Source organism: Ruegeria sp. HKCCSA071 (assembly GCF_017872555.1).
Taxonomy (GTDB): Bacteria; Pseudomonadota; Alphaproteobacteria; order Rhodobacterales; family Rhodobacteraceae; genus Ruegeria.
The window spans coordinates 22127-39039 of record NZ_JAEDOX010000017.1; the positions used below are offsets into that span (position 1 = coordinate 22127).

The window sequence follows — 16913 nt, forward strand, 5'->3', positions numbered from 1 at the left end:
CCCTGATTTATCCCCTGAATTTTCGTCGATGCCTTCCCGTGTCGGACTAATTGAGATTCGGCACTTTGTACCTGGTGTCCATATTTAAGAAATGACTGCCTAGTTTCAGGTATATTAGGTTTCTAGCATCCTTCGATTTGGAGTGAAGGGTTAGACGTCCTACTGGCACCCAGCAAGAGCCATCAAAACCACATTTCTTTCCTTCATTGTGGAATAAGCCTATCGCACCTGAACCTGATCCGGTGACGTCAGAATAATCTGCGGCTTGCCTTTGTAGAGCTCTATGGTCCCGGTGATAGCAATGGTCTGGCCTTCATAGGTGTAGACGCTGGGAAATTTGTGGCCGTTCTTTCGAAATATCACGGCGTAGAACACATGATTGGGAAAGCGGCCACCAAAGTTAATGAAGGTCGTGCCTTTGCCGCTGTTCGATACTTGGCTGACCACACCAACCACAGTAGATTGTTCCCCTACATGACTGGCTGCGTCTCGTGGCGTGATTTCGCCTGCGTGGACTGAATTGGCCAGAGAAAAAGACAGGAAGACGACGGAAAGAAGGTTGTATAGAACGCGCATGAACCCACTCAAATAAATTTAACCGATTGTTAAGCTTTAGGTGATTGCTCGGGCAAAAATAAGGCCGTTGGGTTGATCTGCCCGCTAGAAGGGCCAAGGTTCAATTCTGAGTCCAGAACAGCGTTGGATTCCAACATTGTCGCTCAAGCCGGAGGGCGGATGAACGAAAATATGGAAAAAGTTTTGAAGATCCAATCGGTTGGCTTCCCGTTGGATACCCTGTCAGAACCGCGCTTTCGGTGCGTAGCCTCGACTCGTTTCAATGCGGAGGATTGATATGATGTTTTTGCGAGCACTCTCGCTGGCCGTTTTGTGTTTCAGTGGGCCACACGTATCCATGGCCGATTCAAGAGGATTCACTGGAAACATGATCCTCACTAACTGTGGCGCTGACCAAACGTCTTTCGCCTATGGTGTTTGTTCTGGATATATCCTAGGAGCGATGAACGGGATAACCATCGGAGCAGTTGCCGTTGTGGCCTCTCTTGTTGATGAGGATAGTAACCCGACCGTCGCGCCAGACGAAGTCGCTCAAGACAGCATTGGAATTTGCCACGTAAATGAGGGAGTGTCCGCACAACAGTATGTTGACATCGTTGTGTTGTTCATAGAAAACAACCCAAAACTCCGGCACCATACCGGCGAAATCCTTGTATTGTTGGCGCTTAAAGAAGCTTTCCCGTGTTAAGGTGTCTCAGGTAATCCGCTCATGCGGCTCGTTTCAATGTGGCCTCTGGCTTTGACGTAGTGTCGCCGCCCTTGATATGAGGTATAGGGAAACAGGCTCTGCAATTTTGGGTCAAGGACATTTTAAACCCTGCTGCGTGTTCTTCGTTTCCGGGCCGCCATCTTGCGACAGCCTTCTTTACAAAACTTGGCATCGAGCCGTTTCCACTCGGGCATAAGCTCACCACAGTAGGCGCAGTACCAGCCTTTGGAATAGTTCCGCGCCAATGCGTTGGCCCGCTGTGCAATCCGGTGCGAGTTCTGCCATGGGTATGACGTGAATCCCATTCGAACATAGGGCGGGTCCAGTTCCTCAATCCAGATTGTCGCGCTTTCACGGTCACTCATTTTCCGTGTACCTTATCCGGGAACAGCCTTTGTTATTGTTGGGAGATCCGATTTAACTCGCTGCCTGCTCAAGCGACCGCGCCAGTTCAATTGGGGTGAAGAGTTTGCCCAGATTGCATATATCTTCGAAATGAAACGCTTACTTTTGTTTTTGATCCTTCTTGCGCCTTCTGCCCATGCAGCCAGCCTGCATGTGCGTGACGCTGACACGATTGTTGTCGATGGAACTCCAGTGAGACTGAACGGCGTCGATGCCCCCGAGCTCGGCACACGTTCCGGTCAGGACGCCAAGCGCTGGATGGTGAACTATCTGCGCGGCAAATCCATTTCATGCGATTTGAATGGCGAACGTACGCATGACCGTTGGGTTGGTGTCTGTTATGCGGATGGCCAGGACATAGGAGCCGCTGTAATCGCGGCAGGGCATGCTTTGGACTGTCGTAGATACTCAGGTGGCCGATACAGGCACTTGGAGACGGCAGCGGCTAAGTCACGGCTTAGACGGGCGGATTATTGTAGGTGAAATCTATGAGGCAATATTTGCTCTGCGGCACGAGGCCGACCTTACCTTTGAGGACACATTTGTTGTCTCGTTTGCACCCAATCAGTACCCTTGCGGAAAGATTAAATGGAGTGATGTTATGAAATTGCCCTTTTTGGTTTTCCTTGTTGCTATGGCGGCGGCACCCACCACATCGGCACAAGATGCCGTCTACGTCATCCGCCATGCTGAGAAGGAACTCAGCGGAGACGATCCGGCAATCACCGAAGAAGGCAAAGCAAGGGCTTCTGCGTGGGCGGAAATGCTGGCGCGCGTACAGGTTGCACATAAGTCGACGGTAGGCTTCTTAAACCGTTTGGACAAGCTCCAGAAGTTCGCTATCTGTTCTTCATGTCTGACTGGCCTTATCGAATCCCCTTTGACCTTTACAGGGAACTTGAATCCCGGCGAGTTGATGACTGGCAAGCAGCGCTGCGCGCTTGGGCCAAATCCCATAGCCTGAGGATCAAGCTGCACTGGTGGCCTTACCTTGAACAGCAGATAGACGATTTGCATTCACGGCGGTACACGGCTGGGTCACAGGACCACTGGGCAGCAATACGTGACTGGCTGGTTCGGAATGACGTTCCTGCTCCAAACAATCTGCCGGGGTGGCCAGAGCAAGAATAAGGGCTGGCTGAGGGGGTCGAGGCCAGCCCCTATCTTCGTCACGAGGGGGTAAGTGGTTATTCTGATCCCAAATTACCCAATTTGCGTTTTGCCCGAAATTGGGGGTTTCCCGTAAAATTGCAAACTTCACCGAAAAAGTTTGTTTCCAAAGGGCGAACAGTGAGTTTCAAAACGAGTCGTAGACACAATTTTGCCGCAATGCGATCCTCTGTCCGTGGGTGGCGCGTGTTGATTTTAGAGCGTTCCAGTTTTTCCATCTGGATTTGAGGGGGTTGTTGAGTTCGGCGCGCCGCCCCACGAGTTCACCATTGATCCGTCGGAAATAAAATTGCGTTTTTTGAATGTCAGAACGCAACTGCACCTTTCATCCCATGGACGCAATTTGAACAAGTCGCACAGGTAGCAGGGTGGTGCGGCGCGCCTTGATGGGGATTTACGATTTCAATGAGGGGGTACGAGTTCGGCGCGTCGCATCACGCCCCAACCCGTGCATTTGGCGTTCAATCCGAATCTGGAACCGTGGTCCTTATGTTATCAAGGAGACCACTATGACTAGTTACAGTAGATGCAATCTGTGTGACCGCGCGATTTCAGAGAATTCCCTATGGTACGGGCGAAACGAGTGGGGCATTGCGATATGCCGTAAGTGCACCCGAAGTGGGGTGACGGAGGGGCTATCGCCAATGCAGGAACAGCGATTTCATGCATTCATGGCTGCGCACGGATTCAAAGTCAGGTTTGAGCGAAATGAACGAGGGTTTGCGATGCTTCCCTTTGAACTGGTAGCCATTAAAGACGAGGAAACCTTAGGGTAATCTTAAGGTAGTCAGTCCCGGTTATTCTGGCCGCGATACGCCGCCCAACGACGCCTCTGAGCTTCGGCAATCTGCTTACGACCCGCCTCAGTTCGAGGCCCGGTAGATTTGCCCCCGTGAAACCGGCAACGGCGCTTTCCCGGTTCTGATAGGGCACGGCAGGGGTGGCCTTTCCGGGTTTTTGCACCACACGGCACCCGGCGGGTTGCTTTCCGCCGTTCCTCGGCTTCTCTGGCGCGTTGCAATTCGGCTTCTACCCTACGGTCGATTGCTTCTTGCTGGTGGTCGCGGAACCAGCTCCAATCAGCCAGCAGACGTTTGGCCAAGCCCAAAGCCTCGCAGATATCCGCACAAGCACACCTGCGGCTAAGGCGCGTCTTGTTCTCCCAATAACTCACTGTATGCCGACCACAGCCCACCAGCTTGCCCAACTCGGTTTGATTGAGACCACGGGCCTTACGGGCCGCTCTGATATCTTTGCCGGTCAACATCTGCCTGAATCCTTCTTTTTTAGGCCTCGCAAAACACGGCAGAATAAAACCCCACATCGCGCGCACACATCGAGACCGGAAGAAAATCTGCAAACCGTCATGACCGCCTCAAAATTCTGGCAGGCCAGTAAGAGCCGTACGCACACGCGCGCGTACTGGTCAATTTACTGCCCGCTAACACCCCATCACGTGCGCGCACGACTTGACCCCGGAAATATCTACATTCTGTCATAGACCGCCTCTATTTAAGCGTCAGATTGTTTAAGCCCATGAGGTAGCACAGCGGCCAATCGGCCCAATATCCGCGCCTCTCTGGCCTGTGCCTGTTTTCTTATCCGCAAGTACGTGTGCCAGCGCATCAGCCGGGGCTTAGGCGGAAAGGGTTGCTCTAGCCCGCCAGAGGATTGCCCAAGGCTGTGCCGCAGCTTGAATGCTTGCTGATAATCCCTGTCCTGAACACCCTTGGCTTCTGACGCATACCGCAGCCCGAGGCACAGGCGACATTCGAGAGGGTAGAGAACTCCACAGCGCCGATTGCAGCCGGGACACAGGAACCACGCGCGATTGCCGCCCAGATTGCAGGCCGTGAAATCCAGCGCCACGCGGTGACCGCAGACGTGTACCCAGTGCCGGCCCGAAGTATCGAAGTCGCCAATTCTAGATTGTTCAACGCGTTCACAAATCATTTGGCTAAACTCCGGCCTTCGATCAGCCTGAAAACCTCTGCAGCGATTGGTGGCCACGTCAAAAGGTCATGCGCGGCTCTGTCCGTGTCATAGGTGCCCTGTCCGATCCTGTAGTGACCGAAGAAGGCGGGCAGCAATTCTGCCGTGCTGGATATGGCCGAGATATCGAAGCCAATGTGAAACAGGTATTTACCCAGTTCTTCGGCCCCTTGCTCTGCGAAATCCAGCAGGATACCGGCCAGCAGGTTCTTGGATTCTTCAGGTGGTAAGTATTGAGGTTCTATCATTTCGCTTCCTCCCACTGCTGAATTTTGCCATTCCACAATCTACCGTTCGGCCCGTGGCGCTCCCAATCCGTCAGATTCCGCCAGTCGTCCAGGCTGACAACTTTACCCGCCCATGTGACGGGCCTGCCACCAACACCAACTTTGTCAGGCAAAGTGGCTATTGCCGGGCGTTCCGGTGCGTCTTGTGGTGATCCGCGCAGGAATTCAACCACCTCACCCCGGCTTTGTTTAAGGGCTTCGATCCGCTCCGGTGTTAGCAGTTCGCGATTGCCCCGAAATTTCACCTTGTCGCCAGCCAGCTCAAACCGGACACCCTGTTGCCGAAGGCTTTCAACCAACTCAATCGCTGCGCTCATAGCTCGCCCTCCACCACGTCAGAGGCACCCTTTCTCCCAGCAACCCCCAAATAAGCGTCACCAAGCGTCACCGAATGGTAAGACTCTGTATTTAATTGATTTTTTGGTGACACTTGAGGTGACGCTTGTGAGGTGGTGACACTAGCAAGTGTCACCCGGTCGTAAGTGTCACCCCAAGCGTCACCGTTTTTTTGTTCAGTTTCAGCCAGTTGACTGTTGGTGACGCATAGTGACGCTTGTGAGGGGGTGTCCGAGAGATACCTATCAAATGCGTCCCTGAAATCTGTGATTTCATAGTACCGATAGGTCTTGGTTCGACCCGGTGTGATGCCGTAGGCCTTCAGCAGTTTTGCGACGCCCCGAGCGGTAATCGGTTGTCCACGACGCCACTCTGCCCAAGGGCTTTCTTCCAGCTTGCAAAGCTCGTCAACAAGGTCCGTGCTGGTGATATGCCCGCCGTGCCACTTCTCCACAATCTCAGCTATGTCGCGCAGCAACAGAACCCCGGCGCTTTTCGGTTCGTCATCACTGCGGGACGCCATTGCAACCAACGCGGCGCGCAGCAACTCCGGCCAATCCCCGCCAATCAGGTCAGCAATCGCAATCATCGCCCGAGCGTTGTCTTGTGCTCGGTCATGAAGGGCATCGGGAACATCAGGGTCCAGCCCACGCAGCGCATCCGCATTGTCCTGCGCCCAGCGCGCGGCTTTTCGGCAGAGCGGAACAAATTGCTGAATCCTGTCTCCACGAAAGCGCTCAACCACTTCCCCCGGCTGCTTTCGGCGGAGTCTGACAACAAGCGCCCGATCCTCCAAGGTGTCGGGCAGGTTGCCTATCATGGCGATGCACTTTGGAGCCCATGCACAGAAGGCGCGCGGCTCATGGTCATCCCCTACCGTCCGCAACACCTTGGCGGTCAACCTGTTGTGCCCGCCATTGAGAATGCCGCGAAGTTCATCCTTGTCCGAAAGAAAGGTGTCAGCTTCATCAATCAACACCGTTGGATGATAAGCATCCATTACCCGAAACACGACCGCTGCACTTGTATTGACCGTGTGGATAGGCTTCGGCACCATCACCGACACCACATTAAGGGCGGTGCTTTTGCCACAACGCTTTTCCGGGCTGGTGAAGGCCAGGATTGGCGAGATATCGGCAGCGTCATGTGCATGTGCATGAAGCACCCAGAACGCCATGACGATATCGGAGTAATCAGGCAAAACGCAAAAGCGGTGGATTGTGCCCAGAACCTCTTTGATAAGTTCCTCACCAGATACCGGGGTTTCCCAAGGATCGACTTCATCAACAATTGAAACTGACTTTGGTTCTTCTTTGGGTCGCTTGCTTTCGACCAGCTTATCCAGAACCGATACACGAATGCCCAGTTCCTCGGCCTTGGCTTCGCGGCACCGCTCGTATTCGATGACCGGCATGGTTGCTAACTCCAGGATAGCAACATCATCAGTGTCAGGGGTGAATTGCACAATTGCCTGTTCTGCTGTTGTCGTCATTTTACTGCTCCCTCTATCAGGGCGTCATTCCAATCCTGTCCGTCTGGTGCGGGCATCATCGATACAGTCCAGCCAAGGGCATGAGCCCGAGAGGCGAGTTTATCGCCCGCTTCCCGTCCCGCTGGGTCTCCGTCTGTTGCGATAATCAGCGCCCCCGGTTTTTTGGGGAGGCGCAGGGCCTTCATTCCCGAGGTGCTGAGCGTGGCCCACACCGTAGCAGGGCCGCTGAGCATGCCTGAAAGCAGGGATAAACCTGTCTCGATGCCCTCGCACACTACAAGCGGCCCTACGGCCTCTGACAGCACCACAGCGCCGCCAGAGCATGGCCCCAGCATCAGTTTTGGACTTTTGCTGACGCGAACCCCTTTTTTGTCGAAGTACGTCCTGTGAATGCCTCCGGTCGTGACCTGAGCCACCAAAGCCATGCACCAAGACGTTGACGGGCCATGAAAGATATCCGGGGCGAAACGCAGAGAAGGGGGCAGGGGGCAGGTGATACCGCGCCCGCGCAGATAGGCCTCGGCTTTGGTGCGCTCGATGGGGTGGGATGCTTCCCAGATCCCTCGCGCCTGCTTCAGCTTGTTTTCCTCGTATGCCTTGCGGTTTTTGTCCGCTTCGCGCTGTGCCTGCGGATCGATCCGTGCTGAACTGGCGGGGACGTTGGCAGCGTCGGCAATGTCCTTGAAGCCACAGCCGCCCTTGAAGCAGTACAGCAGCAGCTTGCCGCCGGATTCCGAGATAGACAGTGCAGTCTGGTCTTTGCGTCGTTCGGGTTGGCAGACAGGGCAGGGCGCAGAGCCCCGCCCATTGCGCCAGACGCCACCGAGTTCGAATGTCACGGTTTCAGCGTTCATGACTGCATCTCCCCGACAAACTGGAACAGGGTTTCCCGCTCCATCTGTTCAACTCGTTTCATCTGCTCCAATTCGCGCGCGGGCAGATGTTGTTCGATTGCATTCCGCACCATGGAACGCAGTACGTCAGGCGGAATTGCATCCAGCTCGGCTGCATAGGGATAGGGCCAGCGTTGATCCGCCTTGGAAGTGCGTTTGGGCGGTCGTGTCGGCAGGTCCAGTTCCTCAACCTGTTCAACAGTCAAGCCGAGTTGATAAAAACTGACCGGGACATTGTATTCCCGCCCGAACCGCTCAACCTTTTCCCGGAGTGAGTTGGTTGCATCCATGCCGCTGCGGTCGAAGTCATAAAGCGCATAAGCAACCAGTGCCTTGCCGGTTCCGCGCAGTCGCTCAACCGCATCGTGCGCAAATGTCTCGGAAGTAAAGCCGCCACTAGGCATCAACGGTACGTCATATTCCGAGGTCACAGGAAAGACGACACCGGCCAGTGCCGATTTCTCAATCCATATTTCAACCTCAGTGTCGGAATCTGCCCAGAGGGACTTACGATACATCCGGGCTGTTTCGTACAGAGCGTTTTCCCACCCATCAAAAGTCCGGGGGCGGCGCATATAGCGGGTTGCATCGGCAATGAGGTCATAGCCCATACGTCCGACGCGGCGTAGAGCCAGGACTTGCCTTTGAACTTTCGAATAGCCCTTTTCGGTCTTGTCGATCCCCGGCAACCCGGCAACTTCGGCTTGGTAATACAGGCCCCGCGTTGTCACGGGACCATGTTCGTTTGCATACTGAATCAAGAATGCAGCACGCTCTTCCATTTCTGCTTTGGACGCCCTGCGGCGTTTTAAGGGGCTAGCGTCATAAACGGTCATGGCTGCACCGCCTGAATAGCAAGTTTCGCCAAAGCAGCCTGAATGTCAGGTAGAAGGGAGGCCTTGAAAGCCACCCCCTTTTTGGTCGGGTACTTCTCCCCGTCCTTCGCCAGATACCAGACGCGAACACTCACAACGTCACACCCCATGAAGTCTTCGCGGGTCAGTCTGATTTCTTCCTTTGTGTTTTTCGGAATAGTAATCATGCCTACACCCCGCTTGACTGGATGCGGCGAACCTTGCTGACCAACCGGAATACGCCGTATGTTAGACGGCCTGTGTCTGGGTCATTGCTGTAGCGGTCGGTTTCAATCTCCACATTATACTCATGACGGAGCAGGTTGACGTAGTGGCTGATCCTGCAACGCGAGGCGCAATAAATTGGGCTCTTCCACAGTGCCTCAAATACACGGCGCGTGTTTTTGTTGATGTGGATAGAGTGGCTGTTGCCATCAGTGTTTGTGATTGCAAACTCGGCCATATCCGTCAGCGCGGGCAGGTCCGCCCAACGTTGAACGTACAGCGTGTTGCGGGGCTCTTTGGTCAGGGTGGTTTTAGATAGGCGATATGCCTTCTTTTCACTGCTCTTGGTCGGTTTCAATTGTTCTATCCTTCTTGCACGAAGGGGGAGAACACGGTACATTGAGGGCGTCGTAAGCCGTTACTGTTACAACGAAATCGACCGTGTCCAATGGTTGCCCCCATTGTGGCGCGGGTTTCGTTATGCGCTCTGGCGCTGACCCATGATCCACGCATCAATCTGATGCGAATCCACGAATGTAACCCGACCGGCGGGATACTTGGTAATCGCGCCACTATGGGCGAGACGGTCGAAGGTAGAACGGCTCAATGAGTAACGCTCAATCGCGTCCTTTAGCCGGATCAGGTTAACGGCCTGCGTTTTCGGTTCTGCCATGGGTTATACCTCGTTGCTGGCAGAAGGCCCGGAAAAGAACAACCACTGTTTGGAGCCACTTAAGGGCGCCCCCTACGTGACTCGCGTACGCTCTCAGAGAACTTTCGTGTTGAAAAATTTTTCATCGAGACGTACTTATAGGGTGTGACACCAAGGGACGTGAGTCCCTTGAACTAGGCGGACGATGGAAGAGCCAATTTTTACTATTGGTGAATTCCGATTTTTCCACGCCGTATATTCTATTCCGGGCCTTCTTTTAGGTTTCGGGTGAAGCAGATGAGCCGTCTACGTTTGGCGACTGCGGCGGTTCTCTGCGCTCATTTGCATCCCATTTCGTGTACTGAGTTGCACTATCAACATACCCCCCGGTAACGCACGGCACAATATGATGATGTTACACATTGGGAAAAAAGATTTGGGAATAATTGTGCATAACCAACAAAAACATCGCATACGTGCCTAGGAACACTGCGAGGTATTTGTGTGATTCTACGCATTCGTTGCCCCTCGAATCGGAATCACAACTGCCTTTCCTCCGGTCAGATGTGACGCCCAGCGCTCGGCCAACAACAGCCTTTCTTCAAAGTAGTCGGATCTCTGGTAGGCGCGGGAAACCGCTGACCCGACTTTATGACCAATCGCGGTTTCCTTTATCTCATAGCCTGTATTTGTGGCCTCATCCGCCCAAGTGCGGAAACTGGATCGAAAACCGTGAGGCCGGGCATGCAGTTCCAATCGCTCCATATGGCGGGACATGCTGGCGTCACTGATTACACCCTTCCGGACTCCGGGGAAAAGATATCCATCGCGGGCGGTCTTTTCAGCCAGTTCAACAATACGCATCGCTTCTGCCGTCAGAGGCACCCGGAAATCATCTGTCTTGCCGCGCGGCCCTTTCACCATTTCCGCTGGGATTGTCCATACGTTGCCGTCTATCTGGTCAAACTGCGCAAAGCGGATCGGCTTGGACCTCAGCCCGGTCAGGATCAACAATTGCAGAGCCAATTGAACCTTGCCGCCGCCTTCCAGGCCTTGATAAAACGCGGGAACGTCCCGCCAGTTCATTGAGGGGATATTCTCCGCCTTATGCACCTGTTTGCCCAGCAGTTCGCGGGCATCGTCTATCGCGTGGCGGTCAATCTCGTATCTGTTGGCGCTAGCATATCTCAGGCAAGCCTTGAGCCGAGTTATTGCCTTTCTGGCTACGTCAGTCTTGGTGTGCCAAATCGGGCGCAGAGCATCAGCAATGACGGTACCTGTAATATCCTCGACCGGCTTTTCGCCAAGCGCAGGAAGTATGTGCGTCTTAATCGGGCTGTACCAACGCCCCGCTTCACCATCGCCTTTAAGCTGTGCCTTGCGGGCCTCAAAGGCTGCGGGCGCGATGTTCTTCAGCAAGCGCTTTTCACGAGCTTTAGGGTCACTGGCGACTTGATCTGCTGCCGCCTGCGCTTTCTCTGCGTTGCGTAACTCTATTGGATTGCCGCCACGTTTGACGATTCCGCGATAGGCGTCTGCCATTTCACGGGCCTGCGCCAGAGATACGCTGGGGTAACCGCCTAAGCCCATTTCCTTGCGTCCACCTGAGATAGTGAACCGAAACACCCACTGGTCACCCGACGACAGGCGGTAAAGATACAGCCCGCCTCCGTCACTGTGCTTGCCCGGTCCAGTCTTCTTAACCCGCTGAGCACTTAGCTTGTAGAGACCTCCAGCCATATCCCCCTCGTGGTGCCGCGTATCCCCCGTTTTATCCCCTGATTTTTCAATGCTTTCAAGAGGCATTCTGGGGCATGTAGACGAACATGAGGGAAATATTGCTTATTTTTAAATATGGTAGTTTGGGTCTTTGGTGTCTGTTGACGCAGTATGCATCACTTGTTCAATGCCGTGTGGGGGCACCATTATCATCACCTCAGAGCCTTTGTTTCCTTATTTCATTGGGTTTTTAGCCCGGAAATTGGAACACAGATAAGGGCACTCTTAATACACTTAAACGCAAACACGTGAATCACAGTCTGTCCACCGGGTTAGGTGCTAGAACCCCTCCGCTCGAAATTCGCAAGAAACCGTTTTGAAGGCGGCCGGTGTGTTGGATGAGATCAGTGGACTGGGCCGCGACGAAAAGTGACGTCACGGGCACTTTGCTGGCGTTACCCAAAACGTAACAAGAATCCACCTGGAATCTTCAATTGTAGTCCGTTGAGAAAACAAAAAGCGCGGTCTTGTAGCGTGGCTTATTGCTCCAAGAAAATCTGCGGGATACACCCGAGTTTTTTCTTGCCGCAGGGTAACTGTTAAGGTACCCGCGTTTTACCGGTCCCGATGTGGCTAAGAGGGAATCCGAGGTGCCTTTTGGTGCCAACCGGAACTGCCCCCGCAACTGTAGGCGGCGAGCGCTGTCCATTTCCGTCACTGGGCCATTTGGGTCTGGGAAGACAGGACAGACAAAGACCCGTCAGTCAGGAGACCTGCCGGTATGAAACCGAAACACACCGGGCGGGGTTGTCCGGGGAGGTTGCCGAAGAAACGCGCTGGGCGGGCTGTACTCCACTCTGCGCTTACAGCAGGCAGAAAAGCGTCTGTTGCTTCGGTAAATGCCCATTCACCCGTTCTCTGGTCATTGACACATGGAGATCGATTGTCATGTTTCTACGCACTGGCCTGATTGGCCTTTCCTTGCTGGCTACCAGCGCTGTCGCCGAAGGAAACTTTCCCCTAACCATCGAAAACTGCGGTCACTCGGTCACGTTTGACGCTCCGGTGACGTCGTCAGTCACGGTCGGCCAGGCCGCGACCGAGGTGCTTTATGCGCTGGGGTTGGGCGAACAGGTTCTTGGAACCTCGGTCTGGTTCAACGAGGTGCTGCCTGAATATGCCGAGGTGAATGCCAAGGTAGAGCGTCTGGCAGATAATGATCCCAGCTTTGAAAGCGTGGTTGCCAAGCGGCCGGGACTGGTCGCAGCGCAATATGAATGGCATGTCGGGCCCGAGGGCATCGTCGCCACGCGTGAGCAATTTCACGAACTGGGTATTCCAACTTACGTGATGCCTGCGGATTGCGTCGGCAAAGACAATACGGTCGGCGGCGATGGCACCCGCCTGCAAGCGTTCTCGACCGATACGCTGTATCAGGGTATCGAAGAACTGGCGGCAGCCTTTGATGTGTCCGAACGCGGCACGGACCTGGTTGTTGAGTATAAGGCCCGCGAAGCCGCAGCCGTCGCCAAGGCGCAAGCCGTGAAGCTGGACGACGTGTCAGCCGTGTTCTGGTTTTCCTCTCCTGAAATGGAAAGCGATCCGTTTGTGGCCGGACAAAAAGGCGCACCGGGATACATGATGAGCACATTGGGCATCCGCAATGTCGTCGAGACGGATGAAGAATGGCCGACAGTGGGCTGGGAAACCATTGCCAAGGCCAATCCGACAATGATCGTGATTGCCAAGATGGACCGCCGTCGTTTTGCTGCGGACGACTACCTGAAAAAGCTGGAGTTCCTGCGCACTGATCCGGTGACCAGCCAGATGGATGCGGTCAAAAATGATCGGATCGTCATTATGGATGCGCAGGCCATGGACGCCACCATCCGCGCAATCCCGGCACTGGAGGATCTGGCCGAGAAGCTGGATACCATCGGAAACAACCTGTGAACGAGGTCGCCGCAATCTTTCGGCAGGGTTTCAAGGCTGCGTGCCTTACTGTGCCATTGTTGATTGCGGCGGTCCTTGCGGGCGCGATGATCGGGGAAACCTCGCTGTCGCCCGATTTGGTTCTGTCCGTTCTGGCCAACAAGCTGGCCGGAGCGGACCTGCCCGTCGACCCCATTGATCAGGGTATTATCTGGAGCTATCGGCTTCCTCGCGCTCTGGTCGCTGCGTCCTGCGGCGCTGGTCTGGCCGTCGCCGGGGTTGTGTTGCAGGCTTTGCTGCGAAACCCGTTGGCTGACCCTTACATTTTGGGCATTTCTGCCGGGGCCTCGACGGGTGCCGTGGCTGTTACCATCGCTGGTTTGGGCGGTGGGGTTTTGTCGCTGTCTTTTGGCGCGTTCAATGGCGCGCTTTTGGCTTTTGGTTTTGTCGCGCTACTGGCTCGTGCCGCTGGCGCAGGGGGCGGGCGGGCTGCGACGGCGCAGATCGTCTTGGCGGGAATTGCCGGGTCTCAATTGTTCAATGCGCTGACGGCGTTCGTTATTGCCAAATCCGCCAATGCCGATCAGGCGCGCGGGATTATGTTCTGGCTGATGGGAAACCTCAGCGGCGTCCGTTGGCCAGATGTGTATCTGGCCGTTCCGGTGGCACTTGCCGGTTGGCTCATTTGCCGCTTTCACGCCAGAGCACTGGATGCGTTTATTTTCGGCTCTGATTCAGCGGCCTCGCTGGGCGTTCCAGTCCGGCGGGTGCAGGCAACCCTGATCTTTGCGACCGCACTTACAACAGCTGTCATGGTCTCGATCGTCGGATCCATTGGCTTTGTCGGGCTGGTCATCCCTCATGCCGCTCGGTTCCTTGTGGGGTCGGGACATCGCAGGCTTATCCCAACAGCCGCCTTGATCGGAGCGGTCTTCCTGATCGGTGCAGATATCGTGTCGCGCATCATCATCCCGGGTCAGGTTCTGCCGATTGGGGTGGTCACCGCCCTGATCGGTGCGCCTGCCTTTGCCGTAATTCTTGTGCGCGGCCAGAGGAGCGCCCGATGAAGATCGAGGCGCAGAACCTGACATATTCCGTTCGCGGCAAGACTTTATTGTCAGACGTATCCTTTGTCGTGGAGCCCGGAGAAACGCTGGCTTTGGTCGGACCCAACGGTTCGGGTAAATCAACGCTGATGCGCCTACTGGCGGGTTTGGCACGTCCGGTTTCGGGAAAAGTCGTCATAGCGGGCCATCCCGTTTCGCACTTGTCGCGCAGACAGATTGCCCAACGGATTGCCATCGTTGAACAACAGGCTGATACAGCCGAGCGTGTGACCGCACGTTCCGTGGTCGAACTGGGCCGCACGCCCTGGCTGTCGGCCTTAAGGCCCTGGCGCGCCGAAGACACCTGGCAAGTCGACAAAGCCCTGCAAACCGTGGAAATGGCCGATATGGCACACAGAGAATGGGCGACATTGTCGGGAGGAGAGCGCCAGCGACTGCACATTGCACGCGCTTTGGCTCAGCAACCGGGCCTTTTGCTTTTGGACGAACCGACCAACCATCTGGACATTCATCACCAACTGTCGATCCTGAACTGTGTTCGAATTCTAAAAGTGACGACAGTGATGGCACTCCACGATCTGAATCAGGCGATGGCCTGTGACCGGGTGGCTGTTTTATCAAAAGGGCGGCTGGTTTCTCTTGGCCCGCCCGAACAAGCCTTGTCTTTGGAAACCGTTTCAGAAGTTTTTGGTGTCAAAGCACAATGGGGGTTTAGTGCCGGCGGGACAGAACGGTTCCTGTCCTATCATCTGGACTGACAAGGCCGGATTTGTTCCTGCCGCCACCGGGGCTTTCAGCTAATTTTCCTGACCTTGCGGGTCAAAGCACATTGTTATCATCTCGTTGTGCTTGTAAGGACGTTGCACTGTCCGAAAGGGCCGCGCCGTGCGGGCGTGATGGAATGGTAGACATATCAGACTTAAAATCTGAAGGGCGTATGCCCGTGTGGGTTCGAGTCCCACCGCCCGCACCAGGCACTTTCGACAGGAACATTCCACCGCCCGGGTTGCGCGTCTTCGGGACCGCACATGCAGTGAAGCGCAGACTACGTCGTCATGGCGTCCTATTCATGACCCGGCCTATACCGGATACCCCAATTCCCGGATCAGCCTCCAGATATCCTGGTTCGCGGCTGAAAGCTGGTTGACGACCGCTTCGATTTCGCGAAGCGCGTCATCATCTACCGTATCCGCGCGACCCAGTTTTATATCGGTCTTGCGGTCAGCAATCCGCATCAGGATCGTTTTCGGGTTTCCGCTCTCCTGATCGAATGAATAGATGCAGTGGTTATACTTGTTTCGGATGCCCGAAAGCTTGCTGAGCCGTTGCGTGCGTTCAAGGATCGGGTCGCGAACCTGCGCGGGCCTTCCCTCCATCTTGGCAAGCCGTTCGACCAGATCAATACGCGCGCGGGTTGTGTTCAGGGTCAGGAAGATAATGACGGCCACGTCTTTCGACGTTCCGGAAAGGCCAGCGATCAGGTGGATCAACAGGCTTTCGGTGTTGGTCCACATATAGTTCAGCCTGCCAACCAGAAGGATCAGGCGATCGAACCGGGCTTCGAACGTATCAGTCAACAGCGGAGTGCTGCGCCTTGTGCGGCGCAACCTCATAATAGAAATGCGCGGCAGCGGTGCGGTTGCTGACGCCGATCTTGCCAACCACGTTGTGCATATGCAGTTTGACCGTGTGTTCCGTAATTCCCAGTTTGGCCGCGATCAACTTGTTGCTTTTGCCCTGCGAGACAAGTTGCAGGACCTGCTTCTCGCGACGCGTCAGCTTCAGATACCGCGACTTTTGATCGACTCCGTTAGGTGCGCTTGTCGCTGGACGGGCTGGGATGCCCCGCGTGCGCTGGCCCAGGAATGTGGCGCAATCGGCAAGGAAGCTGGGTAGGTACAGTTCTTCATGCATCAGCAGCCTGAGGATGGCGCGCCAGGCATCGGGCGCCACATTCATCGGCAGAAATCCAACTTCGCCGAACTGCGCGCGATCCCAGGATTCAAACATGTGCCGGGCCGATTCTTCTTTGCGATAGGCAAATGCGAGACAGCCGGATCCCGTACTTTTGGTATAGGCCATAGGTCGCGCCAACAGGTCTTCAAGCATCATCTGGTCAACAACAATAATCTTGCTGCAACCGGGTGTGCGGCCGTTCATGGATTCGATGGTTTCGAACCGCTGAGCGCAAACCCCGAATTCAGTTTGAACGCTTCTTAGGGTCTGATTGGAGTAGAATAATTCTTTTCCAATAAAGACAACCGAAAAATCTTCTGAATAAAGATCCTGATTGGCAGTTTCTTCTATCAATGACGCACTCATCACATTCCCTCGCAAACAGGGTCAACCAAAAACGCTAATTTGAATTCTGGCGGTCTAAAATAGTTAACTAATCAAATAGGTAATTAACTTTTATTATACTCGAAAGCATGGTTTCCCACAACCGGGAGGAGTTGTTCAATGGCCTGCGTCATAGAACTTTCGGTTAGGTTTTCGCTTTGATTTTTGTGCAACCGGCGGAAACAATTGAATTATTTTGTTGCGATTTTTTATGGGTGGGTCTTGCGGGGTAGACGTGCGCAAACTGTGGTGTGTTCTAAAAGT

20 protein-coding genes, 1 tRNA gene and 1 riboswitch are annotated in these 16913 nt (G+C 54.7%); of the genes, 7 read left to right on the top strand and 14 right to left on the bottom strand.

What is annotated here, in order from left to right; all coding sequences use genetic code 11:
* Positions 1 to 219: 219 nt before the first annotated feature.
* Positions 220 to 576 (bottom strand): nucleotide-binding protein, encoded by a 357-nt coding sequence (locus tag I9188_RS18820; protein WP_209599706.1) that lies wholly within the window; start codon positions 574 to 576, stop codon positions 220 to 222.
* 337 nt (positions 577 to 913) lie between these two features.
* Here I9188_RS18820 and I9188_RS18825 point away from each other — a divergent pair, with 337 nt between their 5' ends.
* On the top strand, positions 914 to 1264 hold the full coding sequence (locus I9188_RS18825; protein WP_209599707.1) for a Rap1a/Tai family immunity protein: 351 nt from the start codon (positions 914 to 916) through the stop codon (positions 1262 to 1264).
* A 122-nt stretch (positions 1265 to 1386) separates the two neighbouring features.
* Here the strand turns inward: I9188_RS18825 and I9188_RS18830 are convergent, their stop codons facing one another.
* Positions 1387 to 1650, bottom strand: coding sequence for a hypothetical protein (locus I9188_RS18830; RefSeq protein WP_209599708.1), 264 nt, complete (start codon positions 1648 to 1650; stop codon positions 1387 to 1389).
* Positions 1651 to 1780: 130 nt separating this feature from the next.
* On the opposite strand from I9188_RS18830, the gene I9188_RS18835 reads away from it, so the two are divergent.
* Together I9188_RS18835 and I9188_RS18840 are read left to right on the top strand one after the other, a co-directional pair.
* The gene (locus tag I9188_RS18835) at positions 1781 to 2173 is read left to right on the top strand and encodes a thermonuclease family protein (protein WP_209599709.1); all 393 of its coding nucleotides are present in this window, start codon (positions 1781 to 1783) and stop codon (positions 2171 to 2173) included.
* A gap of 118 nt (positions 2174 to 2291) precedes the next feature.
* Entirely contained in the window at positions 2292 to 2654 is a 363-nt protein-coding gene (locus tag I9188_RS18840; protein WP_209599710.1) for a hypothetical protein, read from the top strand.
* 993 nt (positions 2655 to 3647) lie between these two features.
* On the opposite strand, the gene I9188_RS18845 is transcribed toward I9188_RS18840, so the two are convergent.
* The 10 genes from I9188_RS18845 to I9188_RS18890 all read right to left on the bottom strand — a co-directional run bounded on the left by I9188_RS18845 (position 3648) and on the right by I9188_RS18890 (position 11331).
* Positions 3648 to 4127 (bottom strand): helix-turn-helix transcriptional regulator, encoded by a 480-nt coding sequence (locus I9188_RS18845; protein WP_209599711.1) that lies wholly within the window; start codon positions 4125 to 4127, stop codon positions 3648 to 3650.
* A gap of 682 nt (positions 4128 to 4809) precedes the next feature.
* Entirely contained in the window at positions 4810 to 5100 is a 291-nt protein-coding gene (locus tag I9188_RS18850; RefSeq protein WP_209599712.1) for a hypothetical protein, read from the bottom strand.
* A complete protein-coding gene (locus tag I9188_RS18855) occupies positions 5097 to 5456 on the bottom strand; it encodes a hypothetical protein (RefSeq protein WP_209599713.1) in 360 nt (119 codons plus the stop codon). The genes I9188_RS18850 and I9188_RS18855 overlap by 4 nt, the downstream gene beginning before the upstream one ends.
* Complete coding sequence (locus I9188_RS18860; RefSeq protein WP_209599714.1) at positions 5453 to 6967, bottom strand: DUF3631 domain-containing protein; 1515 nt, start codon at positions 6965 to 6967, stop codon at positions 5453 to 5455. The genes I9188_RS18855 and I9188_RS18860 overlap by 4 nt, the downstream gene beginning before the upstream one ends.
* Entirely contained in the window at positions 6964 to 7821 is an 858-nt protein-coding gene (locus I9188_RS18865; RefSeq protein WP_209599715.1) for a toprim domain-containing protein, read from the bottom strand. The genes I9188_RS18860 and I9188_RS18865 overlap by 4 nt, the downstream gene beginning before the upstream one ends.
* Positions 7818 to 8696: a hypothetical protein gene (locus tag I9188_RS18870; protein WP_209599716.1), complete on the bottom strand. Its 879-nt coding sequence runs from the start codon at positions 8694 to 8696 to the stop codon at positions 7818 to 7820. Before I9188_RS18870 ends, I9188_RS18865 begins: the two co-directional genes overlap by 4 nt.
* A complete protein-coding gene (locus tag I9188_RS18875; RefSeq protein ID WP_209599717.1) occupies positions 8693 to 8902 on the bottom strand; it encodes a transcriptional coactivator p15/PC4 family protein in 210 nt (69 codons plus the stop codon). The genes I9188_RS18870 and I9188_RS18875 overlap by 4 nt, the downstream gene beginning before the upstream one ends.
* Positions 8903 to 8904: 2 nt before the next feature.
* Positions 8905 to 9297, bottom strand: a complete 393-nt coding sequence (locus I9188_RS18880; RefSeq protein WP_209599718.1) for a hypothetical protein — start codon at positions 9295 to 9297, stop codon at positions 8905 to 8907.
* Between the two features lie 120 nt (positions 9298 to 9417).
* Positions 9418 to 9612, bottom strand: coding sequence for a DUF6462 family protein (locus tag I9188_RS18885; RefSeq protein WP_209599719.1), 195 nt, complete (start codon positions 9610 to 9612; stop codon positions 9418 to 9420).
* 489 nt (positions 9613 to 10101) lie between these two features.
* Positions 10102 to 11331 (bottom strand): site-specific integrase, encoded by a 1230-nt coding sequence (locus I9188_RS18890; protein ID WP_209599720.1) that lies wholly within the window; start codon positions 11329 to 11331, stop codon positions 10102 to 10104.
* 581 nt (positions 11332 to 11912) lie between these two features.
* A riboswitch (cobalamin riboswitch) is annotated at positions 11913 to 12106 on the top strand.
* 152 nt (positions 12107 to 12258) lie between these two features.
* Here I9188_RS18890 and I9188_RS18895 point away from each other — a divergent pair.
* The 4 genes from I9188_RS18895 (at position 12259) to I9188_RS18910 (ending at position 15282) form a co-directional block, all read left to right on the top strand.
* Positions 12259 to 13263, top strand: coding sequence for an ABC transporter substrate-binding protein (locus tag I9188_RS18895; protein ID WP_209508017.1), 1005 nt, complete (start codon positions 12259 to 12261; stop codon positions 13261 to 13263).
* 14 nt (positions 13264 to 13277) lie between these two features.
* Positions 13278 to 14309, top strand: a complete 1032-nt coding sequence (locus tag I9188_RS18900) for an iron ABC transporter permease (protein WP_348540356.1) — start codon at positions 13278 to 13280, stop codon at positions 14307 to 14309.
* Positions 14306 to 15067 carry an ABC transporter ATP-binding protein gene (locus I9188_RS18905; protein ID WP_209508013.1) on the top strand — a complete coding sequence of 254 codons (762 nt, stop codon included), beginning with the start codon at positions 14306 to 14308 and terminating at the stop codon, positions 15065 to 15067. The genes I9188_RS18900 and I9188_RS18905 overlap by 4 nt, the downstream gene beginning before the upstream one ends.
* A 129-nt stretch (positions 15068 to 15196) precedes the next feature.
* Positions 15197 to 15282: transfer RNA gene (locus I9188_RS18910), tRNA-Leu, on the top strand.
* A gap of 106 nt (positions 15283 to 15388) precedes the next feature.
* Here the strand turns inward: I9188_RS18910 and I9188_RS18915 are convergent.
* Complete coding sequence (locus I9188_RS18915) at positions 15389 to 15886, bottom strand: hypothetical protein (RefSeq protein WP_245220737.1); 498 nt, start codon at positions 15884 to 15886, stop codon at positions 15389 to 15391.
* Positions 15879 to 16631: a response regulator transcription factor gene (locus tag I9188_RS18920; RefSeq protein ID WP_245220735.1), complete on the bottom strand. Its 753-nt coding sequence runs from the start codon at positions 16629 to 16631 to the stop codon at positions 15879 to 15881. Before I9188_RS18920 ends, I9188_RS18915 begins: the two co-directional genes overlap by 8 nt.
* Between the last annotated feature and the right edge of the window lie 282 nt (positions 16632 to 16913).

Coding starts and splice junctions, on each gene's coding strand:
- I9188_RS18820 (WP_209599706.1), bottom strand. CDS start 576: ATGCGCGTTCTATACAACCTTCTTTCCGTCGTCTTCCTGTCTTTTTCT.
- I9188_RS18825 (WP_209599707.1), top strand. CDS start 914: ATGGCCGATTCAAGAGGATTCACTGGAAACATGATCCTCACTAACTGT.
- I9188_RS18830 (WP_209599708.1), bottom strand. CDS start 1,650: ATGAGTGACCGTGAAAGCGCGACAATCTGGATTGAGGAACTGGACCCG.
- I9188_RS18835 (WP_209599709.1), top strand. CDS start 1,781: ATGAAACGCTTACTTTTGTTTTTGATCCTTCTTGCGCCTTCTGCCCAT.
- I9188_RS18840 (WP_209599710.1), top strand. CDS start 2,292: ATGAAATTGCCCTTTTTGGTTTTCCTTGTTGCTATGGCGGCGGCACCC.
- I9188_RS18845 (WP_209599711.1), bottom strand. CDS start 4,127: ATGTTGACCGGCAAAGATATCAGAGCGGCCCGTAAGGCCCGTGGTCTC.
- I9188_RS18850 (WP_209599712.1), bottom strand. CDS start 5,100: ATGATAGAACCTCAATACTTACCACCTGAAGAATCCAAGAACCTGCTG.
- I9188_RS18855 (WP_209599713.1), bottom strand. CDS start 5,456: ATGAGCGCAGCGATTGAGTTGGTTGAAAGCCTTCGGCAACAGGGTGTC.
- I9188_RS18860 (WP_209599714.1), bottom strand. CDS start 6,967: ATGACGACAACAGCAGAACAGGCAATTGTGCAATTCACCCCTGACACT.
- I9188_RS18865 (WP_209599715.1), bottom strand. CDS start 7,821: ATGAACGCTGAAACCGTGACATTCGAACTCGGTGGCGTCTGGCGCAAT.
- I9188_RS18870 (WP_209599716.1), bottom strand. CDS start 8,696: ATGACCGTTTATGACGCTAGCCCCTTAAAACGCCGCAGGGCGTCCAAA.
- I9188_RS18875 (WP_209599717.1), bottom strand. CDS start 8,902: ATGATTACTATTCCGAAAAACACAAAGGAAGAAATCAGACTGACCCGC.
- I9188_RS18885 (WP_209599719.1), bottom strand. CDS start 9,612: ATGGCAGAACCGAAAACGCAGGCCGTTAACCTGATCCGGCTAAAGGAC.
- I9188_RS18890 (WP_209599720.1), bottom strand. CDS start 11,331: ATGGCTGGAGGTCTCTACAAGCTAAGTGCTCAGCGGGTTAAGAAGACT.
- I9188_RS18895 (WP_209508017.1), top strand. CDS start 12,259: ATGTTTCTACGCACTGGCCTGATTGGCCTTTCCTTGCTGGCTACCAGC.
- I9188_RS18905 (WP_209508013.1), top strand. CDS start 14,306: ATGAAGATCGAGGCGCAGAACCTGACATATTCCGTTCGCGGCAAGACT.
- I9188_RS18920 (WP_245220735.1), bottom strand. CDS start 16,631: ATGAGTGCGTCATTGATAGAAGAAACTGCCAATCAGGATCTTTATTCA.